Here is a 12,447-nt window from a genome sequence, read left to right as displayed (position 1 = left end):
CAGAAAATATATATCTTCAAGCAAAACTCTTCTGGAAACGAATACAAGTTTTTATTGATCTTTATCTTGTAGACTATTTTCTTCTATGCTAACTTTCTTCTGACCTAATATCCATTTGTACGGAGTATAGCGCAGCCTGGTTAGCGCGGTTGCTTTGGGAGCAATAGGTCGGGGGTTCGAATCCCTCTACTCCGAATTCTTAAAGTTATATGAACTATAGATTTTTGAGAAAGCCATGGCAAAATTAATCGTTTGTTCTGAAGGTGAAGAAAAAGAATTTGATCTTGAAGAAGGATCGAGTATTGCCCAACCTTGCGAAGCTTCCGGAGTCCCCTTTGCTTGTACGGAGGGAGTATGCGGGACATGTGTTGTTGAAGTACTTGAGGGAAAAGAAAATCTTTCTGAATTCACTCAAGAAGAAATGGATTTTTTAGGGGAGGCAGAATTTAATGAGCGTTTAGCTTGTCAATGTAAAATTAAGTGCGGTTGCGTAAAGATCACATTTTAAATGTAATTGTAGCAATATGGAATGGAATTGCAATGTATCCTGCCAACGCGACGAGTGTTTCTTCAAATCGTCCTGATAGTGGCGTTTTGCGGCTAGAAGTTAAACAAAAATCCCATATAGTATTTCTCTCATCCCTTATTGTCTTGGTTACTTTAGAGATCATAATGGTAGCCGGCTTATTCTTTGCAGGAGTGATTAGCTCCTCCATCGCCATTCCTTTACTTGTGCTTACTCTTGTTTTTACAGGTGTTCTGGCTGCCCGGCATGCTACCAAATATCATTTGTCTCAGCCCCCAAGAAAAATTCTTCAGCCAACTACTAAAGACTATAAATCTATATTGCAATTTCATGCCCGTACTGTATCTAGCCTAAAGGAAATTTCTCTAGGGAGTGTAGCCCCCGTAACCACAACATCATCCTATTCTATATGGAAAATCCCCGCGACAAGTACCTATTTGATCTCTGCAGTAGGAGATATTGCTTCTCCTCGATTCCATACAAGTTTACCTAATCTCATGCTTGTAAATGCAGCAAACGCTTATATGCTCTCAGGAGGCGGAGGAACTAATCTAGCATTTACATCTGCTGTAAGTTTCGAGGGATGGATAAACTCAACCGAAGGCAAACAGAAGCTTCAAGTTGGCGAATGTACTGTAGGAAAGTGGGAAAACCCTGATGGTACGTGTAACGAACAAAACTCAGGTTTACCGAATTATTTAGCACAATTATTAGGTCCTAATGCTTGTGAGTGTCATAATAACCTAAGCTTATGTCAACAATATGTCTTCCAAGCCTATGAGAATTGTTTTCACAAGGGCACGTTAGTACAATCCCACCATATCCAATTGCCCCTAATTTCTTCCCATAATTTCGCCCCAGCAATAGGGGAAACCGTTGAAGAGAATGATTTATACACTGCTTGGATAGACACAGTAAAGTCTTCGTTTGTGCAAGCAGTTATAGCTTTTGCACGCAAACACCCTAGGTACCCCATGCTTATTGTGATAGTAAATAAAGATTCTCCAATTATTTAAAAATTGGAAAAATTATGATGTTATAAATTTTTATAATCACCTACTTTTGTAGTAAGAACCATTTTACTATCTCTACAATCAAAAATATCATCTAGACAGTAAGCATTTAATAAAGTAGAATTACATGAAATAAATTAATTTTATTAACGTCAAAATTCTCATCAGCAAATAAAAAAGCTTCTATACGATATAACTTTAAAAATACATGCATATCTTTCCCTCGAATAGAAATTCAGCCTTTAAATGACCACTATCGTTAATCATCCTTCTTCAGGAACACTCATAACTTTTCGCGAGAGGACACTTTCAACAACGTCCAAAATTGTTCGCATTGTCATTGTGATTATTGCTGCTCTTGTTGCTATAGGTTCAATTCTTGCTTCATCTCTCTCCGGGATCTTACCTCTTCTTTCTATTTGTGGTTTCTCTTTACTTTTACTTTCTATAATTGCTATTAAGCCGCTTCCTCCTCAACTGATAGGATCAACAAAAATTCCTCCACCTACACCGAATGAATCTCCTTTTCTTCTTACGGTGAATGAAACTACATCCCATACAAAAGTATTAGAAAATTGTGCGGAATTAGTTACTGATAACTGGAAACATCTTCCGAATATTATAGAAAACTCCTCAACAGTCTTTGTACAGAAAGTATGGAAATTTAATAACTCGCAAACGGTTCTTTTCTCCACGATAGGATCAATGTTTACACCACGAATACAGTGCTGTTGTAATCTAATGATTGCTTTAGAACCTAATACTTTTACATTTACTAATCTAGATATGCTGAATATTCAATATGACAACGTCAACCTCCTTGAGGGTCAGTGTTCATCTCTGCCTTGGAAAAATCGTGATGGCTCAACTAACAAACATCACTTAGGCCTTCCTAACTCTTTAGGATTCCTCCAAGGGCCTGATCCCTCTATTCACAAAAACAATCCTCTTGTTGCCTATTCGCTAGCCAAATCTGCTTATACTCACTGTATACAACATGCCGTGATGCTAGGTATGGATATGATTCAACTACCTCTGATCTCTACCTCTCCTTCACAAATGTCCAAAAATCCTCAAGAAGCTATGGCATGGAAATCTGCAATACAAACAGGTTTAGCTACCGCCGTGGCACAATTTGCTTTAACCAATCCAACTATGAATATGAATATTGTTGTCGTTAGTCCTCCAGGCTTGGGTTACCCTCTATAAAAACTACTAAACTTCAGTAAAATGGATAGATCACCTCCCTTGCAGAATGTTCTTTTTCTTGTAGACATAGTAATTTGTTTTATGAGAAATCTACCTACCTAGTAATTTTCTATTTTCTAAATACTTTATAATAAATTAAACTAATCCCTTTCTCATAGTGATAAATAAACTGTATCTACAAAATAATTATCTTAAGATCTCACAATGACATCCTCCTTTCCCAAGAACACAACTCGGCGCTATGCCCATTCAGTAAAAATAGGCAATCTATACATAGGTAGTGATCATACCATTAAAAATCAGTCCATGACTACAACCCCAACTGCAAATGTCGATGCTACAGTGGCACAAATTTGCGATCTTGTGGAAGCTCAATGTGACATTGTACGGGTTGCTGTACAGGGTATTAAAGAAGCTCAGGCATGCGAACGCATTAAAGAGCAACTTATAAACAAAGGGATTTATGTTCCTATAGTTGCGGATATCCACTTTTTTCCCCAAGCTGCTACACATGTTGTAGACTTTGTAGATAAAGTACGCATTAATCCAGGAAATTTTGTTGATAAGCGAAATATGTTTACAGGAAGAAGCCCTGCAAACTATGCGGATAGTCTTAAGCGCCTGGAAGATAAATTCACTCCTCTAGTTGAGAAATGCCAACGCCTTCAAAAAGCCTTGCGTATTGGAGTAAATCACGGCTCCCTCTCTGAACGCATATTACAACGCTACGGAGACACTATTGAAGGTATGGTAATGTCAGCTCTAGAATACATTACCATATGTGAAAAACTTGGCTATCGTGATGTTGTTTTCTCAATGAAATCCAGCAATCCTAAAGTTATGATTGCTGCTTACCGTCAACTTGCTAAAGATCTCGATGCTCGTGGCTGGCATTACCCTCTCCATTTAGGAGTTACCGAAGCAGGAATGGGAAGAGACGGAATTATCAAGTCTGCTGTAGGCATAGGTACCTTACTTGCTGAAGGATTAGGCGATACCATTCGTTGCTCTCTGACGGGATGCCCCACACAAGAAATCCCTGTGTGTACAGCTCTATTAAAACATACAACAGTGTATCATGATCTTCCTAAGCAACATAATCCCTTTGCTTTAGAGAATTCTGAAAGTTTTACCCGTGCTGCAAAAAACATCACCAAAACCACCCCATGGGGAGCTGTATACGGTGTATTTCTCAAACTCTATGAGCACCATCTAGAAGGAGCTTCCGCAGAGACTCTCTTAGAAGCTTTAGGTATTGATACAGAAACAAAGAAAACATCCCCAACAACTCCTGACGGAGTGGTTGTTCCAGAACATTTTCTAGACACTCCTATCGTGGAAAAGTTAAAAAACTACATCCTTGTCTTTCACTATTATCAAGTGCCTTGTCTATACGATGACAATGAAAATCTATGGGATACTGCATCTACACTAACATCTCCTTTTGTTCATTATCACGCCTCCCCTCCATTTATGCATAGTGTTAGAAACTTCTTTAAAAAGAAAAAACAACAAACGCAACCCGTAAAGCTTGTATTTTCTCAAGATACACAAGATGAATGCACTGCTACAGTATCTATAGCTACAGAATTTGGAGCCGTACTCTTAGACAATCTAGGCGATGCTGTAATCTTAGATCTTCCCTATATTCCTCTCCAAGTGTCCAGAGAAATTGCTTTCAGCACACTACAAAGCGCCGGAGTACGCTTAGTAAAAACCGAATATATCTCCTGTCCCGGATGTGGAAGAACTCTTTTTAATCTCCCTGAGGTAACAAAACGTATTCAAGAAAAAACTAAACATCTTGTAGGATTAAAAATTGCTGTCATGGGATGTATTGTAAACGGTCCAGGAGAAATGGCGGATGCTGATTTTGGATTTGTAGGATCTAAGACAGGTATGGTGGACTTGTATGTAAAACATACGTGTGTAAAATCTCACATTCCCATGGAAAATGCCGAAGAAGAATTAATCCACCTGTTAAAAGAGCATGGTGTTTGGAAAAATCCTGAATAATATGCGAGACCATGGGTACAACACATAAAGGCAATAACTTAACTAAGCTCGTATTCCCTGAGCTTGCGACTTTCCCCATTCGTCACGGCTTATTTCCTAAGCAACTAGATAATGAAGGAAAAGTCGACTCCCCTAAAAACGAAGATATTTGCCAATCTTTAGGAGCTCAGAGGTTTTGTGATCTCCACCAAGTACATAGTACAACAGTACGTCATGTGAAAAAAACAACACCTCAAGGATTACCTGGAGATGGTTTATATACTCAAGAGCCCTGGTTTTCTTTACATATTCGTCATTCGGATTGCCAACCAGCGATCTTCTATGATCCTGAGAAACATGTGATTGCTAATGTCCATGCCGGTTGGCGCGGACTTGTAGGGAATATCTACTCTGTCACAGTTGCTACTTTAAAAAAAGTATTTCACTCCCGTCCTCAAGACCTTATCGTGATTGTTGGCCCTTCTTTAGGTCCTGAATATGCTGTCTATCCTGATTACCAGGAACTCTTCCCCGCAAGCTTTTTCCCCTTAATGCCAGAAAAAAATCATATGGATTTTCGTGCTGTAGCTAGAAAACAACTTCTTGATTTAGGTATTTCTCGATCGAAAATTACGATTTCTGAACGATGTACTTATAAAGAACATGACACTTTCTTTTCTTCACGATACCGAAATCTTCATTCGGATCCTCAAGAGAAGAATCCTCACACAAAAAAAAGTAACGTGACCGCCGTTCTTCTTCTTCCTAGGGAATAAAATTAAAAACTTAGTAGAGATTCGGGACATTCGATAGCATCCTTAATTTGAACTAAGAACCCTACAGCTTCCTGCCCATCGATAATGCGATGATCATAGCTCAAAGCTACATACATCATATCTGCAATGGTTATTTCATCATTTATAACCACAGGGCGTTTCTGTATTTTATGCATGCCTAAAATCCCAACTTGAGGAGGATTAATAATTGGTGTAGATAGCAGAGATCCGTAAACACCACCATTGGTAATGGTAAAGCATCCGCCCTCTAATTCAGAAACAGAAATTTTTCCTTCACGTGCTCTCGAAGCTAAATCGGTAAGTTGTCCTTCAATATCCCCATTAGAAAGAGTATCACATCCTCGAATCACAGGGACAAGAAGGCCTCGTTCTGTTCCCACAGCTATACCAATATCATAATACTGGCGATAAACAATCTCATCCTTATCAATAAAGGCATTGATACATGGATAGGACTTGAGAGCTGCAACAACAGCTTTAACAAAAAAAGACATTAAACCTAATTTTACATGATACCGAGACAAAAACCTCTCCTGATTTTCCCTACGTAAATCCATCAATGGATTCATATGAATTTCATTAAATGTGGTTAACATAGCGGATTCATGAAGGGACGATACCAAACGACGGGAAATCGTTTTTCGTATCGAAGACATACGCTCACGAACTTCATTTTGCTTTGTTTCTTTAGGATTGTTTTGTATCTGATCACGCAAAGGAACAAAGGTCTTTCCTTTTGCTGGAGGTTCTTGGGAGGTTGTTCTTGGGAAACAAATGATTTCTGCTTCTATTGTGGTATTTTCTTCAGGAATGTGTTCTGTAGTTTCAGGAATTGCTTCATTAGCATCGTATATCTTAGCTACAAGTCCTCCTACAGAAACGCTATCTCCCTCAGAAACTTCCCAAACAATTCTTCCTGAAGCTGGAGAATAAATCAGTTGATTTACCTTATCACTTTCAATCTCTAGAATCCCTTGATTTTCTTGTACCAAACTTTCTGAAGTAACTAAAAGAGACGCTATAGTCACTGTACTTATAGATTCAGCAACATTAGGAATGCGCACTTCTGTAATCATACACTACCTAAAGAAAACAGTGTTTCCATTAATGTTAACAATTCTTGCTTGTGAAGACGTGAAGATCCTGTAGCCGGAGAACTACTTCGAGGCCGCGTTACACATAATAACTTCTTAGGAAATAGATCTTGAGTTGCCATGAATATATAATCATAGGCTCCCATATTCTGAGGCTCTTCTTGAAGCCAAACATAATGAATTACTTGAGAATACTTCCTAAGCAAATGCGATAGCTTCTCAAGATGCAAAGGATACAAACTCTCAATACGTAAACACGCAAAATCCTTTTCTCTCTTCTTCTGAGCTACAGTAGATTGAAAATCGTAATAAATTTTTCCTGAACACAAGACTAAAATTTTAGCATGATAATTCGGTTCACTATCTTCTAAAATTGCCTGAAATCCCCCATAACTAGCAAAGTCATCTATAGAACTAGTGCATTCAGGATATCGCAACAACATTTTGGGAGTGAAGACAATAAGGGGTAAGGAAAGATCCCTTTTTGTGTGCTCGCGAAGAATACGAAAATACTGAACAGGAGTCGAAGGAAGAACGATTTGAAAATTCCAATTTGCTGCCAACTGCAAATACCTTTCTATACGTGCAGAAGAATGCTCAGGCCCTTGCCCTTCATAACCATGAGGTAAAAGAACAACAAGATCGGAATGCAAATCCCATTTTTGAATAGCTGAAGAAATATACTGATCGAAAATGATCTGCGCCCCATTGGAAAAATCACCAAATTGTGCTTCCCAAATGACTAACGTACGTTCTGCTTGTTGTGCATATCCATATTCAAAACCTAAAACAGCATATTCAGACAAAGGAGAATTATAGATTTCTAAAGAACCTTGATCTGGAGACAAATGATACAAGGGCGTATACGTATCTCCGGAGTGTATATCACTCCACAACAAGTGCCTCTGACTAAAAGTTCCTCGGATCGAATCTTGACCAGAAATCCTCAAGGAAAACTTTTCTATGAGTAGTGAGGCAAAAGCCAGTTCCTCAGCCATCCCCCAGTCAAACCCTATTTCTCCACTAGCCATTTTCATTCTTTTTTCAATAAGAGATTTTATCTTAGGGTGGGGGGTGAAATTCTCTGGGAGACCACATAACTTCGAGCTAATTCCACGTACTGTATCCTGATCTAAAGAAACATCAAGAGAATTCACTAATAATTCCCCAAGATTCATACGATCACAATGTCGGCATCCCCTTGGAGAAAGTTGGAAATCTTTTTCTTTCAATAACTGAAATTCCTGATGTAAAATCTCGTGAACATCATTTTCTATCTGTACTAATTTGTCCTCAGAAATCTCTAAAAACTTTTGACTTAACAGGAATTTTCTAAAAATCTCACGAATCGAAGGTTTTTTCTTAATCTCATCATAAAGCAAAGGAGATGTGATTGAAGGATCATCACTTTCATTATGCCCATGTTTACGGTAACAACAGAAATCAATAATCACATCACATGCAAATTTCTCTCGTACCTTAAGGGAATATTCTATAGCTCGTAAACAGGAGACAACATCCTCTCCATTAACCCGAAATACGGGAATCCCAAACATCTTGGCAATATCTGTACAATAGGGTGTAGAGCGAGATTCTCGAGGTTGGGCAGTAAAGCCAATATGATTATTAATTACAATATGTAGAGTGCCTTTTGTCGCATATCCAGGGATCTGACTTAATTGTAAAGTTTCATAAACAACTCCTTGTCCTGAAAATGCGGCGTCACCATGAATCAAAATGGCTAAACAAGAATGTTCTTGATCTTCAGAATCTCTGTGTTGCAAAGCAGCGACAACTCCTTCGACCACGGGATCTACCGCTTCCAAATGGCTGGGATTAGGAAGCATAACACGAACAATTTCCTTTCCGCATCTATCCTGAGATCTCGATACATAGCCCTTGTGATACTTGACATCCCCCACATGATCAATTCCTCGAGATTGGGGATCATCTTCAAACTCCATGAACACATCTCTATAGGGTTTCCCAAAGACATTAGTTAACACATTTAATCGCCCACGATGGGCCATTCCAAACACATAATCTGTAATTCCTAGTCCCACTCCAAAATGAACAAGATGTTCCAACATGGGGATAAGGCTCTCTCCTCCCTCCAAAGAAAATCTTTTCTGACCTGTAAATTTAATCTGAAGGAACTCTTCAAAAAAGGATGCTTTACATAGATCTTGGTAACTTCTCAGCAACTCTTCTACAGATCGCGACGGTACCTTCCCCTCCATGAGCTGCCACACATATTCCTGCAATTGCGGAGAACACGTTAAAGCTTCTACTGCTAATCCACAACAATAACAGTTATCCAACTCTTGAATAAGCTCTCGAACAGAAACTTGTTCTTTAGGAAGCAACCCTAAAGAAGGCACCATTTCATTAAGATCAATTTTTTTGATTTTTTCTTGAATCAATGATGAGGGACTAGCAGAAGTCAATGGAGAAATTTGACTTTGCAAATACCCATAATACCTATAAATCATAAGAAGAAACTGAGCTTTTTTCTCCTGTAAAGTATCATGATCTTTCATCTCTTCTGATGAAGACAATGTGCTTTCAAGCCCCAATTGATATCCCTGAAAAAAGTATTTCCATGAAGAATCTATGGTTTCATTACGCAAAAATCGTTGAAACATAGACTCAATCCAAGCAATATCTAAAGAATGGACTTGTCCAGCAAACTCAGAATCCATATGATATTTGTTCTCGATAGATGCGATCAGAATTTCGTTTCATAGCAAATTTTTATTTTTCAAAAAAATAATCTTTATTTTTTTCTGTTGTTGAAAAAAAGCAGGGGATACATTACATCTGCCCTCTAGCATACAGGATGGTACCTACTAGATGAAAAGTGAACGACTTAAAAAATTAGAAGCCGAATTACATGACCTTACTCAATGGATGAAATTAGGGTTAGTCCCTAAAAAAGAAGTAGATAGGCACAAAGAAGAAATTCGTTCTTTAGAAAACAAAATCCATGAAGAAAAAGAACGCCTACAGCTACTAAAAGAAAGTGGTGAAATTGAAGAATACGTCGCTCCACGACGCTCCCCTACAAAAACCGTATATCCTGATGGCCCAAGTATGTCAGATATTGAGTTCGTAGAGTCCACAGAAACAGAAATCGAGCTGGACCCAGGGGAAACCTTAGAGATGGAATTCCACGATGAGGAACGTGAAGAAGGGGGAATAGAGGTCGATTATTCCCATGAGGATGACGAAGATCCGTTTAGTGATCGCAATCGCTGGAGACGAGGGGGAATTATTGACCCCGATGCTAATGAGTGGTAAGCAGCCTCTAGCTCTTTACATCCATATTCCTTTTTGTTCAAAAAAATGCCATTATTGTAGCTTTTATACAATTCCTTATCGCGAGGAATTAATAGAGCTCTATTGTGATCAAGTTCTTCAAGAAGGGTTACATAAGTTTGCATCCCTAAAAGAACTCTATTTTATTGATACGGTATTTTTCGGAGGAGGAACTCCTTCATTAATTCCTCCTCATTACTTAAATAAAATCCTTAATGTTTTATCTCCCTGTGCACGAGAAATTACCCTAGAAGCAAATCCTGAAAATCTATCGGAATCCTACTTATGCCAGCTAATGCAGACTCCCATCAATAGAATTAGTGTGGGAGTACAAACATTCCATGACCCCCTTTTAAAAGCTCTAGGAAGAACACATTCATCAACAACAGCTATTCAAGCTTTACATCGTTGCCATCAATATGGTTTTACAAATCTTTCTATTGATCTTATTTATGGTCTACCCACGCAAACTCTTGAGGATTTCATCTCAGACATCTACCAAGCTCTTTCTCTTCCTATTACCCATCTTTCTCTCTATAATCTCACTATAGACCCTCATACGTCGTTTTATAAACATCGACATGCTGTCCTCCCTGCCATTGCTAAGGATCAGTCCCTAGTAGCTATGAGCCTCTTTGCTGAAAACCACCTCACAGCCCAGGGATTCTTACGCTACGAACTCGCCTCCTATGCAAAACCAGGTGCAGAAGCCAAGCATAATCTCTACTACTGGACAGACCGCCCATTTCTAGGATTAGGCGTTTCTGCTTCCCAGTATCTGCACCACACGCGATCCAAAAATCTATCGAGAATCTCTCACTATCTACGTGCTGTACGTAAACATCTTCCTACTCAAGAATTCTCAGAGTGCCTCCCAGAAAAAGAACGTATTAAAGAATCCCTGGCTCTTCGACTACGACTAACTCAAGGAGCACGATGGAAAGACTTTCCCCTGGAGCTTCTGCACGCCTTGACCTCCCTACCGCATCTTCACGACCTCTTCGACAAAAACGATGAATTCCTTTTACTCAATCAACGGGGTCGTTTATTTCATGATACTATTGCAGAAGAAATCATGAATCTTTCTTTTTAATTTTAATAAAACAATAGTAATTGTTATTAGTTTCTAATAAAAAGAATTGATAATAACAACAAATTATGAAAAATAATACTGAGAATAATAAAATATATCAAAGCAATCCTTTTACTAGAAACACAAGAACCACGACCTCTGCAATCTTTACTGTCACTAGCAGCGGGATCTCATCTTCACAATCCATCAATATGAATAATCAAAATATTAGTGGACTAGGTACTCCCTCTAAGAGTTCTGATGCCGTATCTTTAGACTATCTCCAATCTAATTTCGTAGCAAAAAATGATCCTAATTCAGGATATCTTCCTACCACAGGAGGTACCTTGCAGGGGAACATTAATATGGGAGGGAATACCATTACCAACTTAACCATGTCTAGTTCTCCCCAAAATTCTGAGGCAGTAACTTTTAAGTACCTTTCCGACAAGGTAAATGAGGTTACAAATAACCAGAAACTCAATGAAGCAGTCACTCAAATGACTAACGCATTAGATACTATGTCTAACATTGAAGCCGCTCTGGGTATTGTCAATGAAGACCCCAATAATCCGGGAACTTTACCTCCAGCAAATCCTAAATTCATCAGTGTAAACGGTGGAACAATGAACGGTGATTTAAATATGAGTAATCACACCGTTACTGGCATAGCAACCCCCAAAGACACAGACACTCAAAGTGCTGTAAACGTGGAGTATGTCCAGAGTAAAACTACCCTACCTAAAGTGGGTATTCTAGGAAATACTGTGACTACAAGTGCAACTTCTTCAAGTTATCTTAACTGGAAAGAAGTCTCAACAACACCGCCTACGCCTACACCTTCCCCTTCGCCTACTTCACCTACAATACAACAACCCACATCGCTCATCTCACCAATAAAAACATCAACCTCGTCCTCCACACCGCCTTCTTCATCTACAACACCGTCATCTTCCTTAATCACCACCCCCAATTCTGAAACTTATTTAAAAATTGAAGATTCCGACACAACATCAATGAAAATTCTAGGAGCAGGAGTTCTCACACTCTGCTTTTCTGTTACCTCTACCTCACAAGACAAATCCAATATTAGTGTCATCCTAAATCCTAATACCACATCAGGTAGCGGAGGCGGATCAGGATCCTCAGGATCAACAGACACCGTGGTATACGAAGTTTCCGCCCTAGCATCAGGACAATCCGTATGTTGTCAAATTCCTGTGCAAACTGCAAACTCAACACTGAAAATCAAAGACAATGGAAACTCTACAGGAGGTTCCTCAGGGGGAGGCGGCTCATCAGGAACAGCAACAATCTCCTCATGGTCTTGGCAAGTTACCCTACTACCCGCAACATTCACTGCATCAACAAATCCATAAGAAATAAGAAAAAGGCTAAGAATATCTTAGCCTTTTTAGAAATT

General features: G+C 38.9%; 10 protein-coding genes and 1 tRNA gene. 9 read left to right on the top strand and 2 right to left on the bottom strand.

Annotation, left to right across the window (positions count from 1 at the left end; translation table 11 throughout):
* Positions 1-120 precede the first annotated feature (120 nt).
* The 6 genes from M787_RS03900 (at position 121) to pgeF (ending at position 5,519) form a co-directional block, all read left to right on the top strand.
* A tRNA-Pro gene (locus tag M787_RS03900) sits at positions 121-195 on the top strand.
* 40 nt (positions 196-235) lie between these two features.
* A complete protein-coding gene (locus M787_RS03895) occupies positions 236-508 on the top strand; it encodes a 2Fe-2S iron-sulfur cluster-binding protein (protein ID WP_021828270.1) in 273 nt (90 codons plus the stop codon).
* Between the two features lie 32 nt (positions 509-540).
* A complete protein-coding gene (locus M787_RS03890) occupies positions 541-1,542 on the top strand; it encodes a macro domain-containing protein (protein ID WP_021828269.1) in 1,002 nt (333 codons plus the stop codon).
* A 243-nt stretch (positions 1,543-1,785) separates the two neighbouring features.
* Positions 1,786-2,748: a hypothetical protein gene (locus M787_RS04935; protein WP_021828267.1), complete on the top strand. Its 963-nt coding sequence runs from the start codon at positions 1,786-1,788 to the stop codon at positions 2,746-2,748.
* Positions 2,749-2,952: 204 nt separating this feature from the next.
* Positions 2,953-4,764, top strand: coding sequence for a 4-hydroxy-3-methylbut-2-en-1-yl diphosphate synthase (locus M787_RS03880; protein ID WP_021828266.1), 1,812 nt, complete (start codon positions 2,953-2,955; stop codon positions 4,762-4,764).
* An 11-nt stretch (positions 4,765-4,775) separates the two neighbouring features.
* Entirely contained in the window at positions 4,776-5,519 is a 744-nt protein-coding gene (gene pgeF / locus M787_RS03875; protein ID WP_021828265.1) for a peptidoglycan editing factor PgeF, read from the top strand.
* Between the two features lie 2 nt (positions 5,520-5,521).
* Here the strand turns inward: pgeF and sucB are convergent, their stop codons facing one another.
* Positions 5,522-6,616 carry a dihydrolipoyllysine-residue succinyltransferase gene (gene sucB, locus M787_RS03870; protein WP_021828264.1) on the bottom strand — a complete coding sequence of 365 codons (1,095 nt, stop codon included), beginning with the start codon at positions 6,614-6,616 and terminating at the stop codon, positions 5,522-5,524.
* Complete coding sequence (locus M787_RS03865; RefSeq protein WP_021828263.1) at positions 6,613-9,336, bottom strand: 2-oxoglutarate dehydrogenase E1 component; 2,724 nt, start codon at positions 9,334-9,336, stop codon at positions 6,613-6,615. Before M787_RS03865 ends, sucB begins: the two co-directional genes overlap by 4 nt.
* 151 nt (positions 9,337-9,487) lie before the next feature.
* Between M787_RS03865 and M787_RS03860 the strand changes: the two genes are divergently transcribed.
* From M787_RS03860 to M787_RS03850, 3 genes are all read left to right on the top strand, one after another.
* The gene (locus tag M787_RS03860) at positions 9,488-9,934 is read left to right on the top strand and encodes a hypothetical protein (protein WP_021828262.1); all 447 of its coding nucleotides are present in this window, start codon (positions 9,488-9,490) and stop codon (positions 9,932-9,934) included.
* Entirely contained in the window at positions 9,924-11,045 is a 1,122-nt protein-coding gene (gene hemW / locus M787_RS03855) for a radical SAM family heme chaperone HemW (RefSeq protein ID WP_021828261.1), read from the top strand. The genes M787_RS03860 and hemW overlap by 11 nt, the downstream gene beginning before the upstream one ends.
* 65 nt (positions 11,046-11,110) lie before the next feature.
* Positions 11,111-12,403: a hypothetical protein gene (locus M787_RS03850; RefSeq protein ID WP_021828260.1), complete on the top strand. Its 1,293-nt coding sequence runs from the start codon at positions 11,111-11,113 to the stop codon at positions 12,401-12,403.
* The last annotated feature ends 44 nt before the right edge of the window (positions 12,404-12,447 follow it).

Origin of the sequence: Chlamydia gallinacea 08-1274/3 (assembly GCF_000471025.2) — a bacterium.
Classification (GTDB): domain Bacteria; phylum Chlamydiota; class Chlamydiia; order Chlamydiales; family Chlamydiaceae; genus Chlamydia; species Chlamydia gallinacea.
Note: the sequence above shows the minus strand (reverse complement) of the source record. Positions and strands in the feature narration are given on the sequence as shown.